The 20,806-nt window shown below is 59.8% G+C and carries 17 protein-coding genes; 7 read left to right on the top strand and 10 right to left on the bottom strand.

Annotated features, from left to right (window positions below):
- Positions 1–30 precede the first annotated feature (30 nt).
- The 6 genes from ACSSVV_RS16230 to ACSSVV_RS16255 form a co-directional block, all read right to left on the bottom strand.
- On the bottom strand, positions 31–939 hold the full coding sequence (locus ACSSVV_RS16230; RefSeq protein WP_022990984.1) for a hydroxymethylglutaryl-CoA lyase: 909 nt from the start codon (positions 937–939) through the stop codon (positions 31–33).
- The gene (locus ACSSVV_RS16235; RefSeq protein ID WP_141067551.1) at positions 939–2,927 is read right to left on the bottom strand and encodes an acetyl/propionyl/methylcrotonyl-CoA carboxylase subunit alpha; all 1,989 of its coding nucleotides are present in this window, start codon (positions 2,925–2,927) and stop codon (positions 939–941) included. The genes ACSSVV_RS16230 and ACSSVV_RS16235 overlap by 1 nt, the downstream gene beginning before the upstream one ends.
- A complete protein-coding gene (locus ACSSVV_RS16240; protein WP_454106564.1) occupies positions 2,927–3,733 on the bottom strand; it encodes an enoyl-CoA hydratase-related protein in 807 nt (268 codons plus the stop codon). The genes ACSSVV_RS16235 and ACSSVV_RS16240 overlap by 1 nt, the downstream gene beginning before the upstream one ends.
- Positions 3,734–3,745: 12 nt before the next feature.
- The gene (locus ACSSVV_RS16245; protein ID WP_022990981.1) at positions 3,746–5,353 is read right to left on the bottom strand and encodes a carboxyl transferase domain-containing protein; all 1,608 of its coding nucleotides are present in this window, start codon (positions 5,351–5,353) and stop codon (positions 3,746–3,748) included.
- A 260-nt stretch (positions 5,354–5,613) separates the two neighbouring features.
- Complete coding sequence (locus ACSSVV_RS16250) at positions 5,614–6,780, bottom strand: isovaleryl-CoA dehydrogenase (protein ID WP_014420930.1); 1,167 nt, start codon at positions 6,778–6,780, stop codon at positions 5,614–5,616.
- A gap of 51 nt (positions 6,781–6,831) precedes the next feature.
- Positions 6,832–7,275: a MerR family transcriptional regulator gene (locus ACSSVV_RS16255; protein ID WP_011785591.1), complete on the bottom strand. Its 444-nt coding sequence runs from the start codon at positions 7,273–7,275 to the stop codon at positions 6,832–6,834.
- Between the two features lie 117 nt (positions 7,276–7,392).
- On the opposite strand from ACSSVV_RS16255, the gene ACSSVV_RS16260 reads away from it, so the two are divergent.
- The 3 genes from ACSSVV_RS16260 to ACSSVV_RS16270 all read left to right on the top strand — a co-directional run bounded on the left by ACSSVV_RS16260 (position 7,393) and on the right by ACSSVV_RS16270 (position 10,754).
- On the top strand, positions 7,393–8,154 hold the full coding sequence (locus ACSSVV_RS16260; RefSeq protein ID WP_022990980.1) for a 3-hydroxyacyl-CoA dehydrogenase: 762 nt from the start codon (positions 7,393–7,395) through the stop codon (positions 8,152–8,154).
- Positions 8,155–8,231: 77 nt separating this feature from the next.
- Entirely contained in the window at positions 8,232–9,380 is a 1,149-nt protein-coding gene (locus ACSSVV_RS16265) for an acyl-CoA dehydrogenase family protein (RefSeq protein ID WP_022990979.1), read from the top strand.
- A gap of 192 nt (positions 9,381–9,572) precedes the next feature.
- Positions 9,573–10,754 carry an acetyl-CoA C-acyltransferase gene (locus ACSSVV_RS16270; RefSeq protein ID WP_454106565.1) on the top strand — a complete coding sequence of 394 codons (1,182 nt, stop codon included), beginning with the start codon at positions 9,573–9,575 and terminating at the stop codon, positions 10,752–10,754.
- A gap of 58 nt (positions 10,755–10,812) precedes the next feature.
- Here the strand turns inward: ACSSVV_RS16270 and ACSSVV_RS16275 are convergent, their stop codons facing one another.
- Positions 10,813–12,729, bottom strand: a complete 1,917-nt coding sequence (locus ACSSVV_RS16275; protein ID WP_454106566.1) for a sigma 54-interacting transcriptional regulator — start codon at positions 12,727–12,729, stop codon at positions 10,813–10,815.
- Between the two features lie 302 nt (positions 12,730–13,031).
- Here ACSSVV_RS16275 and ACSSVV_RS16280 point away from each other — a divergent pair, with 302 nt between their 5' ends.
- The 4 genes from ACSSVV_RS16280 to cynS are packed head-to-tail and all read left to right on the top strand — an operon-like array spanning position 13,032 to position 16,718.
- Positions 13,032–14,453: an ABC transporter substrate-binding protein gene (locus tag ACSSVV_RS16280; protein WP_454106567.1), complete on the top strand. Its 1,422-nt coding sequence runs from the start codon at positions 13,032–13,034 to the stop codon at positions 14,451–14,453.
- Between the two features lie 2 nt (positions 14,454–14,455).
- Positions 14,456–15,283 (top strand): nitrate ABC transporter permease, encoded by an 828-nt coding sequence (ntrB, locus tag ACSSVV_RS16285; protein ID WP_014420936.1) that lies wholly within the window; start codon positions 14,456–14,458, stop codon positions 15,281–15,283.
- 55 nt (positions 15,284–15,338) lie between these two features.
- Positions 15,339–16,247 (top strand): ABC transporter ATP-binding protein, encoded by a 909-nt coding sequence (locus ACSSVV_RS16290; protein WP_023010751.1) that lies wholly within the window; start codon positions 15,339–15,341, stop codon positions 16,245–16,247.
- A 27-nt stretch (positions 16,248–16,274) separates the two neighbouring features.
- On the top strand, positions 16,275–16,718 hold the full coding sequence (cynS, locus tag ACSSVV_RS16295; protein WP_023010752.1) for a cyanase: 444 nt from the start codon (positions 16,275–16,277) through the stop codon (positions 16,716–16,718).
- Between the two features lie 340 nt (positions 16,719–17,058).
- Here cynS and ilvD read toward each other — a convergent pair whose 3' ends face one another.
- From ilvD to ilvG, 3 genes are read right to left on the bottom strand one after another with little or no spacing between them, the layout of a single operon-like run.
- Positions 17,059–18,735, bottom strand: coding sequence for a dihydroxy-acid dehydratase (gene ilvD, locus ACSSVV_RS16300; protein WP_454106568.1), 1,677 nt, complete (start codon positions 18,733–18,735; stop codon positions 17,059–17,061).
- A gap of 21 nt (positions 18,736–18,756) precedes the next feature.
- Positions 18,757–19,035, bottom strand: coding sequence for an ACT domain-containing protein (locus ACSSVV_RS16305; RefSeq protein WP_011785586.1), 279 nt, complete (start codon positions 19,033–19,035; stop codon positions 18,757–18,759).
- The gene (gene ilvG, locus ACSSVV_RS16310) at positions 19,032–20,729 is read right to left on the bottom strand and encodes an acetolactate synthase 2 catalytic subunit (RefSeq protein WP_454106569.1); all 1,698 of its coding nucleotides are present in this window, start codon (positions 20,727–20,729) and stop codon (positions 19,032–19,034) included. The genes ACSSVV_RS16305 and ilvG overlap by 4 nt, the downstream gene beginning before the upstream one ends.
- Positions 20,730–20,806: the final 77 nt, after the last annotated feature.

The following is a 20,806-nucleotide window of genomic DNA, read 5'->3' on the forward strand; positions in this document are numbered from 1 at the left end:
CCATTGTTTTTGTAGTTGAGGGCTGGAAAGTTACTGGCACAGGCCCCCGAGTGCCTGGCCCACTTTAGAGCCGTTATGACGTTTCAGTTGCGCGCAGATCCAGTCGCCGGTTTTCACCAGCTTGTTCAGATCCACGCCGGTATCGATGCCCAGGCCGTTAAGCAGGTATAGCACGTCTTCGGTGGCTACGTTGCCAGAGGCCCCTTTGGCATAAGGGCAGCCGCCCAGACCGGCTACAGAGGCGTCAATCACGCTTACACCCTCTTCCAGTACTGCGTACAGATTGGCCAGGGCCTGACCATAGGTGTCGTGGAAATGCGCCGCCAGTTTGTCCATGGGCACATGGGCAGCCACGGCTTCGAGCATGCGCTTGGCTTTCAGGGGCGTACCCACGCCGATGGTGTCGCCCAGGGAAATTTCGTGGCAGCCCATGTCGTACAGGGCCTTGGCCACGGTGGCCACCTGTGCCGGTTGGATATCGCCCTCGTACGGGCAGCCCATCACGGTAGACACGTAACCGCGCACGGGAATGCCGTGTTTGCGGGCTTCTTCAACCACCGGTGCAAAGCGCTCCAGGCTTTCAGCAATCGTGCAGTTGATGTTCTTTTGGGTGAAGGACTCCGATGCCGCACCGAATACCGCCACTTCGTCGGCCCCGGCCGCCAGGGCGCCCTCGAATCCTTTCAGGTTCGGGGTAAGGGCCGAGTAGCGAACGCCAGGTTTACGGGTGATGCCGGCCATCACTGCGGCCGCGTCGCCCATTTGCGGCACCCATTTGGGTGATACGAAGCTGGCGGCCTCGATGTGGCTGAGACCGCAATCGGCCAGCCGGTCGATCAGGCCGGTTTTGACCCCGGTGGCGATCACATCGCCGGGCTCATTCTGAAGCCCGTCCCTGGGGCTCATTTCCACCAACCGAGCCTGCTTCGGAAAGGCCATTATTCTGCCTCCCCGGTGTCGATGGCGATGAGTTCCGCACCCTCGGCCACCTGGTCACCCTCGGCGTAGAAAATCTCGGAAACCACACCATCGGCGGGTGCCTTGATGGCGTGTTCCATTTTCATGGCTTCCATGATCACCAGCGTCTGGCCGGCCGTTACCTTGTCGCCTACCTGGGCCTGAATCGCCACTACGGAGCCGTTCATGGGCGCCGCCAGGCTGCCTTCGCTGGCCATTTCCTCAAACCCGTAGGTTTCCCGGTATACGGTGCACTTGAAGGTATCGCCCTCGTAGAAGAGCACCAGTTCTTCGTTGTGCAGGTTGCCGTGCACGCTTAGCCGGTGGCCGTTGATCACCGCCTGCAGGTAATCGTCATTCAGTTTGGCGTTCAGGTGGTACACGCTGCCGCCCACGAAGACCTGGTAGCGGTCATCCCGTTCCAGGATCTTGAGCTCGTGTTTATCGTCGCCCACCTGAAGGGTGAGAGGCTGGGCGTATTCGGAGTTCATGCGCCAGCTGTTCTTGCGGCCGAACGGCGACCAGGGATCGCCGGTAACCGGTTCCGCTGATTTGCGTTGCTCCAGAATGAATCCAGCGGCAAGCACCAGTGCCTTGTCCAGATCCAGTCTGGATTTCGGGAACAGCAGGTCGTTGTGAGTGGCAATGAAGTTGGTGGTCAGCTCGGCTTCGCGGAATGGCTGCGCATCCACCGCCGCGTGCAGGAACCGGATATTGGTTTTCAGCCCGGCGATACGGTAGTGCTCCAGGGCCTGAACCATGCGGTTGACCGCCTGTTCGCGGGTCTCGTCCCATACGATCAGTTTGGCGATCATCGGGTCATAGTGGATGCTGATTTCATCGCCTTCGGTCACGCCGGTATCTACCCGCACGTGGGCGGATTCATCCGGAGTGCTCAGATAACGCAGAGTACCCGTAGCGGGCAGGAAGTCCTGATCCGGGTCTTCGGCGTAAATACGCGCCTCGATGGCGTGGCCTCGGGTTTTTACCTGGTCCTGGGTCAGCGGCAGGGGCTCACCCCAGGCCACTTTCAGTTGCCATTCCACCAGATCCTGGCCGGTGACCATTTCGGTGACCGGGTGTTCTACCTGCAGGCGGGTGTTCATTTCCATGAAGAAGAAGGAACCGTCCACGTCGTACAGAAACTCGACGGTGCCGGCGCCCACGTAGTTGATGGCCTGGGCCGCCCGCACCGCGGCTTCGCCCATGGCTTTGCGGGTGTCTTCACTGAGGCCGGGGGCGGGCGCTTCTTCCAGCACTTTCTGGTGCCGGCGCTGCACGGAGCAGTCCCGCTCGGCCAGATAGATGCCGTTGCCGGACTGATCGCAGAACACCTGGATTTCAACATGACGAGGCTGGGTCAGGTAGCGCTCGATCAGCATGTCCGGGTTGCCGAACGCATTTTTTGCCTCGCGCTGGGCCGCGGCCAGGGCATCGTCGAATTCGGCCATGTTTTCGACCACCCGCATGCCTTTGCCGCCACCGCCGGCAACCGCTTTCAGCAGCAGCGGGAAACCGCATTTTTCGGCTTCAGCCCGCAGCAAGTCCGGCGACTGGTCCTTGCCGTGGTAGCCCGGCACCAGCGGTACACCGGCGTCTTCCATGATCGCTTTTGCCGCGGACTTGGAGCCCATGGCGGCGATGGCGGAAGAGGGCGGGCCGATGAAGACGATACCGTTGGCTTCGCAGGCTTCTGCGAAGTCGGTGTTTTCAGACAGGAAGCCGTACCCCGGGTGGATGGCCTGGGCGCCGCTTTCTTTGGCAATCTCGATAATCTTGTCGGCCCGCAGGTAGCTCTCAGAGCTGGGGGCGGGGCCGATGTAGAAGGCCTCATCGGCCATGGCCACGTGCCGGGCGTTGGCGTCGGCTTCGGAATAGACCGCTACGCAGCGGATGCCCATTCGATGGGCCGTCTGGATGATCCGGCAGGCGATTTCGCCCCGGTTGGCTATCAGGATCTTGTTAAACATTATTGTGTCTCCGGAATCCAACTGGCCTTTCGTTTGTTCAGGAAAGCGCTGAGCCCTTCCTGGCCTTCTTCGCCCAAACGAATATCGGCGATGCGCTGCGCGGTTTCGTCAATCACTTCGGAGGTGATGGTCTTGTGGCTGACCGCAAAGACCAGTTCTTTGGCTGCTTTCATGGCTTGGGGACCGTTCAGCGCAAGTTGCAGTAGCAGCTCGTCGCAACGCTGGTGCATGGCCTGTTCGTCTTCGCACACCAGGTGAACCAGGCCGTAGTGCTGCGCCTCCTGAGCACTGAAGACTTCCGCCGACAGGAAGTAGCGCCGGGCCTGACGTTCGCCGATGGCTCGCACCACATAGGGGCTGATCACGGCCGGAATCAGGCCGAGTTTGACTTCGCTCAGGCAGAAGCTGGCTTTTTCAGTGGCCAGCACGATGTCGCAGCAGGCCGCTAGGCCGACCGCGCCGCCGAAGGCCGCTCCCTGCACCAGGCCGATCACGGGCTTGGACAGGTGGTTCAGGGTGTTCATCAGACGGGCCAGTTCCCGGGAGTCGTCCAGGTTTTCCTGGCGGGTGTTGTCCGCCATGCGGCGCATCCAGCCCAGGTCGGCACCGGCGGAAAAGTGTTTGCCCTCTGAGCGCAGGATAACAATCTGGGTTTGCTCATCCCGGTCCACGTGTTCCAGCGCCTGAATCAGCTGCTGGATGATCACGTCGTCGAAGGCATTGCGTTTGTCCGGGCGGTTCAACACCACTTCTGAGACGCCATCGCCCCGTTGGTGCAGCAGAACCGCTGTGTCTTGCTGTGACATGGCTGCGCTCCTTTACATGCGGAACACGCCGAAGCGCGTTGGCTTGGCGGGCCGGTTGAGGGTGGCAGACAGGCTCAGGGCAACCACTTCCCGGGTCTGGGCCGGGTCGATCACGCCGTCATCCCACAGGCGGGCGCTGGCGTAGTAGGGGTGGCCCTGGTGTTCGTAGGTTTCGGTAATGGGCTTCTTGAACTCGGCTTCTTCCTCGGCGCTCCAGCTCTGGCCTTTACGCTCCAGGCCTTCCCGGCGTACCTGCGCCAGCACGCCGGCTGCCTGTTCGCCGCCCATGACGGAGATCCGGGCATTCGGCCACATCCACAGGAAGTCCGGGCTGTAGGCGCGGCCACACATGCCGTAGTTGCCGGCACCGTAGCTACCGCCAATCAGAACGGTAATCTTGGGCACGTTGGCACAGGCCACGGCCATCACCATCTTGGCGCCATGTTTGGCGATGCCCTCGGCTTCGTATTTCTGGCCGACCATGAAGCCGGTAATGTTCTGCAGGAACAGCAGCGGTATGTTGCGCTGGCAACACAGTTCAATAAAGTGCGCGCCTTTCTGAGCGGATTCGCTGAACAGGATGCCGTTGTTGGCGATGATGCCCACGGGGTAGCCGTGGATGTGGGCGAACCCGGTCACCAGGGTGGAGCCGTAGTAGCGCTTGAATTCGTCGAATTCTGAGCCGTCGACGATGCGGGCGATGACGTCGCGCGCATCAAACTGCTTGCGCAGGTCGGTGCCGACGATGCCGTAGATTTCTTCCTGATCGTACAGCGGGGCGCGGGGCTTCTGGACCTCAACCGGTACCGGTTTGCGACGGTTCAGGTTGGCCACGCATCGGCGGGCGATTGCCAGGCCGTGGGCGTCGTTCTCGGCGTAATGGTCGGCGACACCGGAGATTTTACAGTGCACATCGGCGCCCCCCAGGTCTTCCGCGCTGACCACTTCACCTGTGGCGGCTTTTACCAGCGGAGGGCCGGCCAGGAATATGGTGCCCTGGTTACGGACGATGATGGATTCGTCGGCCATGGCGGGTACGTAGGCGCCCCCGGCGGTACACAGGCCCATGACGACGGCGATCTGGGGAATGTCGTCTGCGCTCATGCGGGCCTGGTTGTAGAAGATGCGGCCGAAGTGGTCGCGGTCGGGGAAGACTTCGTCCTGTTGGGGCAGGTTGGCGCCACCGGAATCCACCAGGTAGATGCAGGGCAGGCGGTTGGCCATGGCGATTTCCTGGGCCCGCAGGTGTTTTTTCACGGTCAGCGGGAAGTAGGTGCCGCCTTTGACAGTGGCGTCGTTGGCGATAATCATGCACTCGGTGCCGGAGACGCGGCCGATGCCGGCGATGACGCCAGCGGCGGGCACTTCTTCCTTATAGACGTTGTAGGCGGCGAACTGGCCGATTTCGAGGAAGGGGGAGCCTTCGTCGATGAGGGTGTTGATGCGCTCGCGGGGCAGGAGTTTGCCTCGGTCGGTGTGGCGCTTCTGGTAGTCGGGGCCGCCGCCCTGGTGGATCTTTTCGACTTTTTCCCGGAGGTCGGCGACGGCTTGTTGCATGGCCTGGTGGTTGGCCTGGAATTCGTCGGACCTTGGGTTGATTTTGCTTTGGAGCACGGTCATTGGTTCGTATCCCTCGGTTTGGGGGCGTCCGGGTCTGGCGGGGTGTGCTTTCCGGGAAATGCTACGAGCATTCCGCCAAGCCCTTGTCCAACCTCGTCAATTCATGTGTTGTTGCTGCGGGGCTGGAGGGGGAGCCTTCCGAAAACCGCTACAAGCACATCCATGTGCGCTTCTCTCCGGCCATCCATGGCCTCCGACATTTTCGGAAGGCTCCCCCTCCAGCCCCTTGTCGTACATTGGGAGCTGGAGTCCGCGCTTCGTTACTTGTTCAGGAACAGCTCGCGACCGATCAGCATCCGTCGGATTTCAGACGTTCCAGCGCCGATTTCGTAGAGTTTCGCGTCCCGCAGCAGGCGGCCGGTCGGGTATTCGTTGATGTAGCCGTTGCCGCCCAGCAGCTGGATGGCGTCCAGGGCCAGTTTGGTGGCCATTTCGGCGGAGTAGAGGATGGCGCCGGCGGCGTCTTTGCGGGTGGTTTCGCCGCGGTCGGCGGACTGGGCCACCATGTAGACGTAGGATTTCGCGGTGTTCATCCAGGTGTACATGTCGGCGACTTTGCCCTGTACCAGTTCGAATTCACCGATGGCCTGGCCGAATTGTTTGCGCTCGCGGATGTAGGGGACGACCACGTCCATAGCAGCCTGCATGATGCCCAGCGGGCCGCCGGAGAGGACGAGGCGTTCGTAGTCGAGGCCGCTCATGAGGACTTTGGCACCGTTGCCCACGCCGCCGAGGACGTTTTCTTTGGGAACTTTGCAGTCCTGGAACACCAGTTCACAGGTGTTGGAGCCGCGCATGCCGAGTTTGTCGAGTTTCTGGTGGCGACTGAAGCCCGGGTAGTCGCGCTCCACGATAAAGGCGGTGACGCCTTTGGAACCGCCTTTCGGGTCGGTCTTGGCGTAGATAACGTAAGTGTGTGCGTCCGGGCCGTTGGTGATCCACATTTTGTTGCCGTTGAGGACGTAGTGGTCGCCTTCGTCGCGGGCGTGGAGTTTCATGGAGATTACGTCGGAGCCGGCGTTGGGCTCGGACATGGCCAGGGCGCCGATGTGTTCACCGGTAACCAGCTTGGGCAGGTATTTCTGCTTTTGTTCTTCGGTGCCGTTGCGGTGAATCTGGTTCACGCACAGGTTGGAGTGGGCACCGTAAGAGAGGCCAACGGAGGCCGAGGCGCGGCTGATTTCTTCCATGGCGATGACGTGGGCCACATAGCCCATGTCGGAGCCGCCGTACTCTTCGCTGACGGTAATGCCCAGCAGGCCCATGTCGCCCAGTTTGCGCCACAGGTCCATGGGGAATTCGTTGTTTTTGTCGATTTCCTCGGCCCGCGGGGCGATTTCGGTGGCGGCGAAGTTATTCACCTGTTCCCGGAGCATGTCCAGGGTCTCGCCGAGGCCGAAATTGAGCTCTGAGTACTGTGATTTCATCGTTTGCTACCTTTTTGTTTTTAACGTCGGGTATCCGTTGGCTGCCAGGTTCTATTTGCTGACAGCGGTTTCTTTGGTGTTCGTCGTCAGGCCCTGCTCTTCCTTTTTCTTCTGCAGTTCGGTCAGGGCCTCGCGGCACCGTGCTTCGGCGGTGTCCATTTCCATCTCTGCCATGGCAATGTCTTCTTTCTGCTGTTCCAGCTGTTCCCGTCTTGCGCTGAGGATTTCCAGCATCTTCAGCAGCTGCTTTTCATTGCCGGTCAGCGTTTCGTCCCAGAGGTCGAACAGTTCTTTCGTTTCGGCCAGGGAAAAGCCCATGCGCTTGCCCCGGAGAATCAGCTTCAAGCGAACGCGGTCCTTGGTGCTGAAGATCCGGGTTTGCCCGCGCCGGGTGGGCTTGAGCAGCCCCTGGTCTTCATAGAACCGGATGCTCCGGGTGGTTACATCGAACTCCTGGGAAAGCTCGCTGATGCTGAAAGTTCGTTTTTCGCTCATGACGGATTTCCTTTTTTCACCAAGGTTAGTTAAAGTTTACGTAAACGTAAAGTTTTTTTGTGGTCCGAATGAATACCCGCGGATCAGACTTCGATCATTGTTAATAAGGAGTACCCGATGGAATTCCAGAATGTGCCGGCAATTGTAACAGGCGGTGCCTCCGGTCTGGGTGAGGGCTCTGCCCGTGCTCTGGCGGCGGCTGGCTGCAAGGTTGCGATTCTTGATGTGAACAAGGAGCAGGGCGAAAAGGTTGCGGCTGAGCTCGGCGGTATCTTCCTGCATTGCGATGTGACTTCGGCCGACAGTGCTGAGGCTGCTGTCAGTGCTGCGCGAGAGGCTCACGGCCCCTGCGGTGTCGCCGTGAACTGCGCGGGTATTGCGCCGGCGGCCAAGATTCTGGGCCGGGAAGGTGTGATGCCGCTGGAAAGCTTTAGCAAGGTGGTCCAGGTTAATCTGATCGGCACCTTCAATATCCTGCGGCTGGCGGCTGCCGATATGGCGCAACGGGAACCGAACGGTGACGGCGAGCGCGGTGTCATCATCAATACCGCTTCGGTTGCTGCCTACGAAGGCCAGATTGGCCAGGCGGCTTACAGCGCATCCAAAGGCGGTGTGGTGTCCCTGACCCTGCAGGCGGCCCGCGAACTGGCCCGTGAAGGGATTCGGGTGAATACCATTGCTCCTGGCCTGTTTATGACACCAATGCTGGCGGGTATGCCCCAGGAAGTGCAGGACAGCCTTGCAGCCACGTTGCCGTTCCCGAAACGTCTCGGTAAACCGGAAGAGTTCGGGATGATGGTGGACCAGATGGTGCGCAACCCGATTCTGAATGGCGAAGTCATCCGGCTTGATTGTGCCCTGCGGATGGCGCCAAAGTGACATTGGAATAACCTGCCAAAAGCAGGTTTCTGTAATGGTGTTCGCCAAAAGCGAACCGGTAACCACAGGTGAGTGATATGACTAACCCTGTCGATCAGGAAGAACTGGCTCTTTTCCGGGAGTCTGTGATCAAGGCTCTGGAAACCGAAGTGGCCCCGCATTACGAGGCCTGGGAGAAAAGCGGCATTGTGCCACGGGAGCTTTGGAACACTCTGGGCGATGCAGGCATGCTGTGCGTCGATGTGCCGGAAAACTGCGGCGGCTGCGGCGCACCCTTCCAGTACTCGGTCGTGGTGGGTGAGGAGCTTGCCCGGCTGGGATTTGGTGCGCTTTCCACCAACGTGATGGTGCATTCCGACATTGTCGCGCCCTATCTCAGCCATATCGGCAATGAACAGCAGAAACAGCAGTGGCTGCCGAAGATGGTATCAGGTGAGGCGGTGGGCGCCATTGCCATGACCGAACCGGGCGCCGGCAGCGACTTGCAGGCCATGCGCACCAGCGCTGTAAAAGACGGCGACGACTACATCCTCAATGGCTCCAAGACCTTCATCACCAACGGCCAACACGCCGATATGGTGATCGTCGCCGCCAAAACCGATCCCAAAGCCGGAGCCAAAGGGATCAGCCTGTTTCTGGTCGATACGTCGTTGCCAGGATTCAGCAAAGGCCGGAACCTGGACAAGATTGGCCAGCACTCTGGCGATACCTCCGAGCTGTTTTTCTCCGACATGCGCGTACCTGCCTCGGCGTTGCTGGGCGAGGAAGGGCAGGGTTTCGTTTACCTGATGCGCGAACTGCCCCGTGAGCGACTGGTGATCGGAGCGCTGGGGGTGGCAGCGGCCCGGGGCTCGCTGGACATGACGATCCAGTATGCCCAGGAGCGTGAGCTGTTTGGCCAGAAGCTCAGCCAGTTGCAGAACACACGCTTCGAAATTGCCCGCATGGAAACGGATTACCGCATCAACAAAGCGTTTGTGGACCAGTGCATTCGGGAATACGAAGAGGGCAAATTGGATGCCCCCACGGCGTCCATGGCCAAGTACAGCGCTACCGAGATGCAGTGTCGTGTTGCTGATGGCTGTTTGCAGCTGTTTGGCGGCTACGGCTACACCACGGAGTACCCGATTTCCAGGAACTTTATTGATGCCCGGGTGCAGCGGATTTATGGCGGCACGTCGGAAGTAATGAAGGAAATCATTGCCCGGTCGGTACTCGGAAGATAGTACCTCCTGAATCCAGCGCTAATTCTTTTTGAAGGCGACTGAAATGTATGGGGTTCGAGCAGGGGGGTACCTTTCCGGGACCGTCAAAAGCCATGGATGGCTTTTGTCGAGCGTACAGGGATGTATTCACAGCGTGTCTCGGAAAGGTATCCCCCTGATCGAACCTGACTCCCAACATGGAGACCAGATTCAATGAACAACAATGACATCGTTATAGCAGGCTCCGCCCGAACCCCCATGGGCGGAATGATGGGCTCCCTGAGCTCGGTACGTTCCCCGGACCTGGGCGCCGTCGCCATAAAGGCCGCCATTGAGCGCTCTGGCCTTCAGCCGGCAGACATCCAGGAAGTGATCATGGGCTGCGTATTGCCCGGCGGTCTGGGCCAGGCACCAGCTCGCCAGGCCTCAAGGGCCTCTGGTATCCCGGACAGCTCAGGTTGTACCACCATCAACAAAATGTGCGGCTCCGGCATGCAGGCCGTCATCATGGCCCACGACCAGATCAAAGCTGGCACCAACAACATCATGATCGCCGGCGGCATGGAAAACATGAGCCAGGCACCGTACCTGTTGCCGAAAGCCCGTGCCGGCATGCGCATGGGCCATGGCCAGGTACTCGACAGCATGTTCCTGGACGGTCTGGAAGATGCCTACGAAGGTGGGCTGATGGGAGTATTCGCGCAGCGCACGGCTGACAAATTCGACATCACCCGCCAGGCCATGGATGAATTCGCCATCGGCTCCCTTCAGAAATCCCTGGCGGCCATCGAAAACGGCTGGTTCCGGGACGAAATCGTACCGGTAACCGTCCCGCGCCGGGGCGGTGACACCGAAGTGGATACCGATGAACAGCCGGGCAACGCCAAACCGGAGAAAATTCCACATCTCAAACCCGCGTTCGCCAAAGACGGTTCCGTCACCGCCGCCAACTCCAGCTCCATCAGTGATGGTGCTTCCGCGCTGGTACTGGCCGCTGCCGCCGAAGCCGATGCTCGGGGCCTGACCCCGCAGGCCCGCATAGTGGCCCACGCTACCAACGCACGCCTGCCGTCCGAATTCACCATCGCACCGATCGGCTCCATCGAGAAGGTGCTCAAGAAAGCGGGGTGGACGCTGGACGATGTCGATTTGTTCGAGATCAACGAAGCTTTCGCCGTGGTCACCCTGGCGGCGATCAATGAGCTGAAGCTTCCTGCGGAGAAGGTCAACGTGCACGGCGGCGCCTGCGCCCTCGGTCACCCGATTGGTTCCTCCGGCTCCCGGATTATCGTCACCCTGATCAATGCGTTGAAACAGCGTGGGCTTAAGCGTGGTGTAGCCTCGCTCTGCATCGGTGGTGGTGAAGCCACGGCTGTGGCTATTGAACTGATCTGATTTGGTTTACTGTTTCTCGTAGCCTTCCGGTTTTGGGGCGGGCTTGCGGGTGGCCGGGTTAAAGATCCCGTTCCTGGAATTGTCGCGGTTCGATTTTCAGCTTTTTCAGGCGTGAGGACAGGGTGGTCGGTTTGACGCCCAGCAGCGCAGCGGCGCCATCGTCGCCGAACACCCGGCCGCCACTGATTTTCAGGGCTCGTCTCAGGTTGTGTGTCTCAAGCTCCCTGAGTTCGTGCTCTGTCATCAGTTCACCGTCGAAATGCCTGGCCGGCGGCATGGGTTCCAGCGTGTGTCTCGCGACAGAATCCGGACCCTGCAGGTCCAGATCCAGCCGGCCATCGGCTGTGATCACCTGACGTTCAATAACGTTTTCCAACTCCCGAACATTGCCTGGCCACGGGTAAGCTTTGAGCGTTTCCACGTCCCGCTCCCGGAGTGCCAGCAGTGGCCGGTTGAATTTCTGGCACGCCCGGTTCAGAAACTCCTGGGCGAGAATGGGAATGTCCTCGATACGTCGGCGCAACGGCACCGACTCAATAGGGAACACATTCAGGCGAAAGTACAGATCCTCCCGGAAGTTCTTGTCCCGGACCTCGGTTTTCAGGTCGCGGTTGGTGGCGGCAATGACACGAACGTCCACGGCTCGGGTGTGGTTTTCCCCCACGCGTTCAAACTGTTGATCCTGCAAGACCCGCAGCAGCTTGCCCTGGAGCTCCAGTGGGATCTCGCCCACTTCATCCAGAAAAAGGGTGCCCCCATCGGCGAGCTCGAAGCGGCCAACCCGGTCGCTGACGGCTCCGGTAAAGGCGCCCTTTACATGGCCAAAGAACTCACTCTCAAAAAGATCCTTGGGAATCGCTGCGCAGTTTACCCGGATCAGGGGTCGATCCCGCCGGCTGCTTGACTGATGAATGGCCCGGGCAATGAGTTCCTTGCCGGTACCAGATTCCCCGGTGATCAACACGTTGGCATCGGTTGGGGCGACCATTCCGATTCTGCGAACGATGGCTTTGATAGCATCGCTCTGGCCTAAAATTTCGTGAAAGTGGTATTCCGCACTGAGTTCTTCCTGAAGATAGGCGTTTTCCATTTCAAGGCGGTGCTTCAGGGTTTCCACTTCCTCCAGTGCTTTTTGCAATTCCTTCTGAGTCTCAAGCCGGGCAGAGATATCGCGAAACACCACCACGGCACCAACCGGGTGGCCATTGTCTATAATGGGCGTACTGGTGTATTCCACCGGAAAGCCGGTGCCATCCTTGCGCCAGAACCAGTCCTCGCCAACCCGTTTTACACTGGCGTCCCGAAACGCGGCATAGATAGGGCATTCTTTCAGGGGGAAGATGCTGCCGTCTTCGTGGGAGTGGTGCACCACCCGGTGAATCACCCTTCCCATCAGCTCGTCAATGCGCCAGCCCAGCATGCGTTCCGCTGCCGGGTTGGCAAAGGTCGTCCGTCCCTCGGCATCCACCCCGTAAATGCCTTCGCCCACCGCGTGCAGGATCAACTGGTTTTCCCGCTCCATGTCCTTGAACAGTTCTTCTACCCGCCGCCATTCCAGCAGGCCACCCCGGTGGTAGTGGTTGGCGTCGTGTCGTTCCCGCAAGGTGCGCAGCTGGCGCCGGTCCCGAAGCAGTAGCAGGAGACTCTGGGATTCGGCTTCACCCACTCGCGAGGAAGAAATCTCCAGTTCCACGTTGCGCCCATCCCGATGCTGCAGGATGAAATCCCGGCTCCAGCCATGACTGCGAAACAGGGTTTCCTCGGTAAAGGCGATGAGCTGAGGCCGCTGGTCGGTGAACAGGTGGGTACAGGGAGTGCCAATCAGTGACTGTCTGTCGGTTCCGACCAGCCGCCCCATGGCACTGTTGGCAGCGATGACGAGATCGCGCCCGGCATCCACCAGCAGCGCCGCCTCCGGCAGGTGGTCAATCCAGCTGGTGGTACTGGTGGATGTTATCGCGGCTTTGATTGTCATCGGGTTGTCCTTTCTCTGGCCTGACAGAGACAGAACAAACCTTGTGCCAACTCTGAAATTTCGTAGTGGAGGCTACGAAATATCGTTAATTACGAAAGTTCGTAATTGGCAGGAAGCACCAAAGAAAAATAAAAGCAATATAAAACAAGGTGTTAAATATTTTTTTGGGGTTGGCACAAACCCTGCGATATCTCCTCCAGAACGTGTTGTCGGCCCGGGAGCAGATTCTCTCCGGGAGCCGAGCCACCACTTTACTGCACCGCAAGAGTGCATAAACGACCCGTACTTCAGGAGAGTGCCCCATGACGACAAAGAGCCTTGGTAATCCGTTTGATGGAGACAAATCGCTGATCCACGCCAAAACCTGTGGCTGCCCGGACTGCAAGCCCGGCCAGGACGCCCCGGCAATGTCGCTGGATCTCAAATCTTCCGTCAGCAGGCAGGACGCATCGGAGGCGCCACTGAATTCAGAAGAGATGATGGACCGAGCCATCGAGAGCGCCGTTGTCCGCTCCGTATTCGGCCACAACGAGCACAGCCGCCGCAGCTTCATGAAAATGATGGGGGCGGGCACCGCCGCTGCGCTGCTGGGCAGCGTGTTCCCGATGGAGAAGGCCAAGGCCGCAGTGAAGGAGTCGCTGGGCAAGCTCGAGAAAACCAAACTGAACGTCGGCTTTGTACCCATTACCTGCGCCACGCCGATCATCATGGCTCACCCCATGGGCTTCTATGAGCGCTACGGCCTGGACGTGACCGTAACCAAGACCGCGGGCTGGGCGGTGGCCCGGGACAAGTCCCTGGCCGGCGAATACGACGCGTCCCATATGCTCACCCCAATGCCCCTGGCCATGACCATGGGTGCCGGCTCCACACCGGAACCGTTCATCATGCCGGCCGTGGAGAACATCAACGGCCAGGCCATCGTGCTGCACGTGGACCACAAGGACAAGCGAGATCCCAGGCAGTGGAAGGGCTTCAAGTTCGGGGTGCCGTTCGAATACTCCATGCACAACTTCCTGCTGCGTTACTACCTGGCCGAGAACGGTATCGACCCGGACAAGGACGTGCAGATTCGAGTGGTTCCGCCACCCGAGATGGTGGCCAACCTGCGTGCCGGTAACCTCGATGGCTACCTGTCACCGGACCCGTTCAACCAGCGTGCCGTGTGGGAGAAGGTGGGCTTCATTCACATGCTTACCAAGGATATCTGGGAAGGCCACCCCTGCTGCGCCTTCGCCTGCAGCCAGCAGTTTGCGACTCAGAATCCGAATACCTATGGAGCCCTGCTGCGCGCCATCATTGATGCCACCCAATACTCCAACAACCCGGAGAACCGCAAGGAAATCTCCGAAGCCATCGCGCCCAAGAACTACCTGAACCAGCCGGTCCCGGTCATCCAGCAGGTGCTGACCGGGTACTACGCGGACGGCCTGGGCGAGGTGAAGAATGTGCCGGATCGGATCGATTTCGATCCGTTCCCCTGGCATTCCATGGGCGTGTGGATCCTCACCCAGATGAAGCGCTGGGGCTACATCGAGGGCGACGTGGATTACAAGGGCATCGCCGAGCAGGTCTACCTGGCCGGAGAAACCGGCAAGCTCATGGAGGAGATGGGCTACAGCGCGCCGGACAAGACCTACAAGACCCACACCATCATGGGCAAGACTTTTGATCCGGACAGCGCGGAAGAGTATGCCCGCAGCTTTGCCATCGGGAGGGTATAACCATGGCTTCCCTGAACATACGGGCGGCGTTGCTGTCGGTGTCGTTCCTGATTGTGGCCCTGGGGCTATGGGAAATGGCAACCCAGCCGCCGGAAGCCCAGACCGGAATGAGCGAATACGAAATGCTCATGGGTGGCGCCGACCAGGAATCCCGGGTACCGCCACCTTCAGCGGTGATCAAGCTGGCCTGGGCCGAGCTGTCGAATCCGTTCTACGACGCCGGCGCCAACGACAAGGGTATCGGCATCCAGCTGGCCTATTCGGTGTACCGGGTACTTACCGGCTACCTGGCGGCCATGGCCATCGCCTTGCCCCTGGGGTTCCTGATCGGTATGTCTCCGCTGATGTACAAGGCCCTGAACCCCTACATCCAGGTTTTGCGGCCGATTTCGCCGCTGGCCTGGATGCCCCTGGCCCTGTTCATCATCCAGGACTCGGACGCCTCGGCCATCTTCGTGATCTTCATCTGCTCGATCTGGCCGATGCTGCTTAACACCGCCTTTGGTGTGGCCAATGTCCGGCAGGATTGGGTGAACGTGGCTCGAACCCACGAACTGGGGCCGATCAAAACCGCGTTAACCGTGATTCTGCCGGCGGCCGCGCCCACCATCCTGACCGGCATGCGCATCTCCATCGGTATTGCCTGGCTGGTCATCGTGGCGGCGGAAATGCTCGTGGGCGGCACCGGCATTGGCTACTACGTGTGGAACGAATGGAACAACCTGGATCTGGCCAGTGTGATCTTCTCCATCCTGATGATCGGGGTGGTGGGCATGCTGCTCGACCTGGCCCTGGGCAAGGCCCAGAAACTGGTGGAGTACAAAGAATGAGCGGCCCGGCACCGGCCGACGATGCCGGCCTCAACCCTCCGAACGGAGACCTGTTATGAGTAAACCATTCCTGGAAGTAGATGGTCTGTCCAAAGTCTATCCGGATGGCCAGGGCGGTGAACTGACCGTCTTCGAGGATATCCGCTTTGCCCTGGAGAAAGGCGAGTTCGTCTGCATCATCGGCCACTCCGGCTGCGGCAAATCCACCATCCTGAACGTGCTGGCAGGCCTGGACGAAGCCAGTGCCGGCAACGTGGTGATGAACGGCAAGGAAGTAAAGGGCCCGGGCCTGGAGCGCGGGGTGGTGTTTCAGAACTACAGCCTGCTGCCCTGGAAAACCGCCCTGAACAACATCGTATTTGCGGTGAAAGCCCGTTGGCCCGGCTGGTCCAAGGAAAAGGTGAGGGAGCACAGCGAGCGCTACCTGAAAATGGTGGGCCTGGAGCACGCCATGAACCGCAAGCCCTCGCAGCTCTCAGGTGGCATGCGCCAACGGGTGAGCATCGCCCGGGCCTTCGCTACCCAGCCGGAACTCCTGCTGCTGGATGAACCCTTCGGCGCGCTGGATGCCCTTACGCGAGGAGTGATTCAGGATGAACTGGTGAAGATCTGGGAAGAAACCCGCCAGACCGTGTTCATGATCACCCACGATGTCGATGAAGCCATTCTCCTGTCCGACCGCATCTTTCTGATGTCCAACGGCCCCAATGCTCGCATCGCCGAGAGTGTGAAAGTGGACATCCCGCATCCGCGGGCGCGGGCCACCATTTTCCAGAACCCGGCATACCACAAGACCCGGGACTACCTGGTTGACTTCCTGGTCAACCGAAGCGGCTCGGCCCTGCCGGAACAAGATGGCAGCCCGAAAGTTGTCGAGCCTGCCAAAGGTACCGCTCAGCCGGAACCGGCGGCGGCCGAACCTGAAACCGAATCCGAAACTGCCGCTCGTGCGGTGAATGCCTGACGTTAAAAGTGAAGAGAGGAACCAACCATGATGAACAAAGAACTGATGACCGCAAAAATCCTTGAAGCCAAAGTTGTCAAGGGCATGACCTGGGAAGCGATTGCCGAGGCAGTGGGGCTGTCGCCGGTGTTCACCACCTCTGCGGCTCTCGGGATGAACAGCCTCACCGAGGATAAGGCTTTCGCCCTCTGCGAAACCCTCGGCCTCGACAAGCCGGTAGCCGAAGCTCTGCAGGTCTGCCCTAAAAAAGCGTGGGATGGCGCTGTTCCCCAAGATCCGCTGATCTATCGCCTGTATGAAGTGGTAGGCGTGTATGGCGATACCATGAAAGCGCTGATTCACGAGAAGTTCGGGGATGGCATCATGAGTGCCATTGACTTCACCATGGACATTGAGAAGGAAGAGAATCCGAAGGGCGACCGGGTGGTGGTTACCATGAACGGGAAGTTCCTGCCTTACAAGGCCTGGTAATCGTTGAGCTTTGAGTTTGTCCTTCTCGTAGCCTTCTGGCTGCGGGGCGGGCTTGCGGGGTGGCCGGTGGATTTTTCTTGGAAAAAGAACTCGCTTCGCTCAGACACCTTTTTCCGGCGAAAAACCCACCAACCACCCCGCGCCGACGGGCATTAGGGGTATAGCAGTGATGCAAGAGGGTGGGGGGGGTATATCTTTTCTGCACGTCGGTAGGGGGTATGGGGTATTTTTTCTGACAGGAAAAAGGTGTCTGAGCGAAGCGAGTTCTTTTTCCCGAAGAAAAAATACCCCATACCCCCGTACCTGCCCCTAGACGAGATGGCTGGGGACCCAAGCCCCACTAAGGCAGATCTGTTACCGCCCCAGTAGATGCAGAGCTCACCACACGGGCATATTTGGCCAGCACGCCCCGGGTAAATCTGGGTTCCGGCGGCGTCCAGGCTTTGCGCCGTTTTTCCATTTCCGCGTCAGAGATTTCCAGCACAATCGAGTTGCTCACGGCATCAATGGTGATGGTGTCGCCGTCTTCCACCAGCGCAATTGGCCCGCCCACGGCGGCCTCTGGTGTGATATGGCCAACCACAAAACCATGGCTGCCACCGGAGAAGCGGCCGTCTGTAATCAGAGCTACATCACTGCCAAGACCTTTGCCCATAATCGCCGAGGTGGGGCTGAGCATTTCCCGCATGCCAGGCCCGCCCTTCGGGCCTTCGTATCGGATCACCAGCACGTCGCCAGCGACCACGGTGCCATCCAGGATTCGCTCCTGGGCTTCCTCTTCAGAGTGAAACACTCGGGCTCGACCGGAAAAATGCGTGCCTTCCTTACCGGTGATTTTCGCTACCGAGCCTTCCGGAGCGAGGTTGCCATAGAGAATGCGTAGATGACTGTCGGCTTTGATCGGGTTGTCGAAGGCGTGGATGATCTGCTGGTCTTCGGGGTAGGGCGCCACAGTCTCGAGATTCTCTGCCAGGGTCTTACCGGTCACCGTGAGGCAGTCCCCATGCAGCAGCCCCCGGTCGAGCAGCATCTTCATTAGCGGTTGAATGCCACCAATGGCCACCAGCTCGGACATCATGTAGTGGCCGGAGGGGCGAAGGTCCGCCAGGACCGGTACCCGTTTGCCGATGCGTACGAAATCGTCCAGTGACAGCTCCACTCCCACGGTACTGGCCATACCCAGAAGGTGCAGCACGGCGTTGGTGGAACCGCCCAGCGAGATCACCACGGTGATGGCGTTCTCGAACGCTTCCCGGGTCATGATGTCGGAGGGCTTGATATCGGCCTCGAGCAGTTTCAGCACCGCGGCGCCTGCGGCTTCGCAATCCGCCAGTTTGCTGTCGGAAACGGCGTTCTGGGCGGAGCTGCCTGGCAGGCTCATGCCCATGGCCTCAATGGCGGAGGCCATGGTGTTGGCGGTGTACATGCCGCCACAGGAGCCTGGGCCGGGAATCGCGGTTTCCTCGATCTGTTTGACTTCGATCAGCTCCATGTTACCGCGGGCATGGGCGCCCACCGCCTCAAACACGGAGATGATGTCGGTATGGTTTTCGCCGGGCATGATGGTGCCGCCGTAAACGAAGACCGAGGGCCGGTTCAGCCGGGCCAGGCCCATCATGCAGCCGGGCATATTCTTGTCGCAGCCACCGATGGCGACCAGTCCGTCGAAGCCCTCACAACCGGCCACGGTCTCAATGGAATCGGCAATCACCTCGCGCGACACCAGAGAATATTTCATGCCCTCGGTGCCGTTGGCGATGCCATCAGAGATGGTGATGGTGTTGAAGATCAGGCTCTTGCCCCCGGCTCCGTCGGCACCCTTGGCGGCCTCCCGGGCCAGGCCGTCAATGTGCATGTTGCAGGGCGTGAGGTTGCTCCAGGTGGAGGCAATGCCAATCTGAGGTTTTCGGAAATCCTCGTCGGTAAAACCTACCGCCCGGAGCATGGCCCGGCTGGCGGATTTATTGATACCGTCTACCACCGGTGCCGAGTGTCGGCGTCGTTTATCGGTTGTCATGCGTTATCCCTCTCCGTCGTTTCAAGCCGATCGCGACCGTGCCATGGTATCGGAGACCAGTTCAACTCCGGCAACGGTATGCAGTTTCTCCAGCTGAGATTGAAGCATAGCAACTGGCCGGGAACCCTCCAGCGTGAGGGCAATGTCGAGGGTATCGCCAGTTGATTCCATGGCCATCCTGGAAATACGGAAGCCGCGCACCCGTACCACCCGGCACAGCCGCTCCAGAGCTGCCGCTTCCTGGTTCATGCGGCAATTCAGGGTATATCGTTGACTGGCGCTTTCATGATTCGGCTTCATGCTACCTGCTCCTTGCGGCTGTTCGTTTTACGGGGTTCGTCAATCATTTCCTTGTTGCTGGCGCCGGCTTTGACGATGGGCCAGACGTTCTCTTCGCGGCTGATGGCAACGTGCAGCAGCATCGGGCCGTTGTACGCCAGAATGGTCTCGATGCCGCGGCGGATCTGGTCGGTCCGCTCAATGTGCAGGGCCGGGATATCGAACGCCCGGGCCATGGCGACAAAGTCCGGATTGTCATCCAGATCGATCTGGCTTTCGCGGTTGTTGTAGAACAGTTCCTGTTGCTGACGAACCATGCCCAGGCACTGGTTGTCCAGAATGATCAGCTTCAACGGCAGGTTGTAGCGCCGTATGGTGGCCAGTTCCTGTGCGTTCATCATGAACGAGCCATCACCGGTCACGTTGATGACGGTGCGTGTTCGGTCCGAGAACTGGGCGCCGATGGCCGCCGGAAGCCCGAAGCCCATGGTGCCCAGACCTCCGCTGGTCAGGTGGTGGCGTGGATGGGCGAACTGGTAATACTGGGCAACCCACATCTGGTGCTGGCCAACATCGCAGGCGATGACGGTGTCGTCGCCGGTGATGCCGGAAAGCTGACGGATGAATGCGGGGCCGGTAATGGGTGCCAACGGTTCCTCGTTATCTGCGGCGCGAAAGCCTCCGGTGGTATGCCAGGTGCGACATTGTTTCTGCCAGGCGTCGATAGCCAGTGGCTCAGCCGCAATGGCATCGGTCAATGCCGCCAGAATGGCGTTCAGGTCACCACGCAGAGACAGGTCTGCCGGCCGCAGTTTGTTGATCTCGGCGGCATCGGCATCAATATGGATCATCCGGGCATTCGGCGCGAACCCGTCCAGCTTGCCGGTGGCTCGGTCATCCAGCCGGGCACCGATCACGAACAGGAGGTCGCACTCGTCAACCGCCTTGTTGGCCGCCCGGGAACCGTGCATGCCGAGCATGCCCAGATCATTCGGGTTGTTTCGGCCGGCGTTGCCAATGCCTTTGAGGGTAACGACGCCCGGCAGCCCCGAGACTTCGGCAAAGGTACGAAAACGGTCTTCGGCTCCGGCCAGAGACACACCGCCACCACTGTAGAGCAGAGGCCGCCTGGCTGATTTCAGCATGGCCAGGGCCGGGCCGATCTCCGGGCAATCCGCTGGCGGTGCCTCGGTGCAGGCCGGGGCTGGAGCCTCAATCTCGGACAACAGAATGTCTTTGGGAATATCAATCCATACCGGCCCGGGGCGGCCAGCCTGGGCCAGGTCGATGGCTTTCTCCAGAATGCCCGGCAGGTCTTCGGGGTCATCCACCAGGTAGCTGTGTTTGACGATGCCCAGGGTCATGCCAAGGATGTCGGTTTCCTGAAAGGCGTCGGTGCCAATCAATCCGGAGGGGACCTGCCCGGTGATCACCAGCAGGGGAATGGAATCCATGTAGGCGTTGGCAACGCCAGTGATCAGGTTGGTGGCGCCGGGGCCGGAGGTGGCAATACAAACCCCCAGTTGGCCACTGGCCCGGGCGTAACCGTCTGCCGCCAGGGCGCAGGCCTGCTCGTGGCGGCACAGCACATGCTCCATTCCCACGTCATCCACCAGCGCGTCATACAGGGGCATGATGCAGCCACCCGGATACCCGAAAACCGTGCTGATGTTATGGCGGTGGAACGCTGCAAGAATGTGCTGTGAGCCGTTCATGGTCGTTTTTCCCTTTTTCTTTGCCGCAAAAAAGAAACCCCCGGGACCTTGCGGTGCCGGGGGTTTCTGGTATCGTT

The organism is Marinobacter sp. MBR-105, assembly GCF_053628895.1.

Bases quoted from the DNA above. Each gene is read 5' to 3' on its own strand.
- ACSSVV_RS16230 (WP_022990984.1), bottom strand. From the start codon at position 939: ATGGCCTTTCCGAAGCAGGCTCGGTTGGTGGAAATGAGCCCCAGGGAC.
- ACSSVV_RS16235 (WP_141067551.1), bottom strand. From the start codon at position 2,927: ATGTTTAACAAGATCCTGATAGCCAACCGGGGCGAAATCGCCTGCCGG.
- ACSSVV_RS16240 (WP_454106564.1), bottom strand. From the start codon at position 3,733: ATGTCACAGCAAGACACAGCGGTTCTGCTGCACCAACGGGGCGATGGC.
- ACSSVV_RS16245 (WP_022990981.1), bottom strand. From the start codon at position 5,353: ATGACCGTGCTCCAAAGCAAAATCAACCCAAGGTCCGACGAATTCCAG.
- ACSSVV_RS16250 (WP_014420930.1), bottom strand. From the start codon at position 6,780: ATGAAATCACAGTACTCAGAGCTCAATTTCGGCCTCGGCGAGACCCTG.
- ACSSVV_RS16255 (WP_011785591.1), bottom strand. From the start codon at position 7,275: ATGAGCGAAAAACGAACTTTCAGCATCAGCGAGCTTTCCCAGGAGTTC.
- ACSSVV_RS16260 (WP_022990980.1), top strand. From the start codon at position 7,393: ATGGAATTCCAGAATGTGCCGGCAATTGTAACAGGCGGTGCCTCCGGT.
- ACSSVV_RS16265 (WP_022990979.1), top strand. From the start codon at position 8,232: ATGACTAACCCTGTCGATCAGGAAGAACTGGCTCTTTTCCGGGAGTCT.
- ACSSVV_RS16270 (WP_454106565.1), top strand. From the start codon at position 9,573: ATGAACAACAATGACATCGTTATAGCAGGCTCCGCCCGAACCCCCATG.
- ACSSVV_RS16275 (WP_454106566.1), bottom strand. From the start codon at position 12,729: ATGACAATCAAAGCCGCGATAACATCCACCAGTACCACCAGCTGGATT.
- ACSSVV_RS16280 (WP_454106567.1), top strand. From the start codon at position 13,032: ATGACGACAAAGAGCCTTGGTAATCCGTTTGATGGAGACAAATCGCTG.
- ntrB (WP_014420936.1), top strand. From the start codon at position 14,456: ATGGCTTCCCTGAACATACGGGCGGCGTTGCTGTCGGTGTCGTTCCTG.
- ACSSVV_RS16290 (WP_023010751.1), top strand. From the start codon at position 15,339: ATGAGTAAACCATTCCTGGAAGTAGATGGTCTGTCCAAAGTCTATCCG.
- cynS (WP_023010752.1), top strand. From the start codon at position 16,275: ATGATGAACAAAGAACTGATGACCGCAAAAATCCTTGAAGCCAAAGTT.
- ilvD (WP_454106568.1), bottom strand. From the start codon at position 18,735: ATGACAACCGATAAACGACGCCGACACTCGGCACCGGTGGTAGACGGT.
- ACSSVV_RS16305 (WP_011785586.1), bottom strand. From the start codon at position 19,035: ATGAAGCCGAATCATGAAAGCGCCAGTCAACGATATACCCTGAATTGC.
- ilvG (WP_454106569.1), bottom strand. From the start codon at position 20,729: ATGAACGGCTCACAGCACATTCTTGCAGCGTTCCACCGCCATAACATC.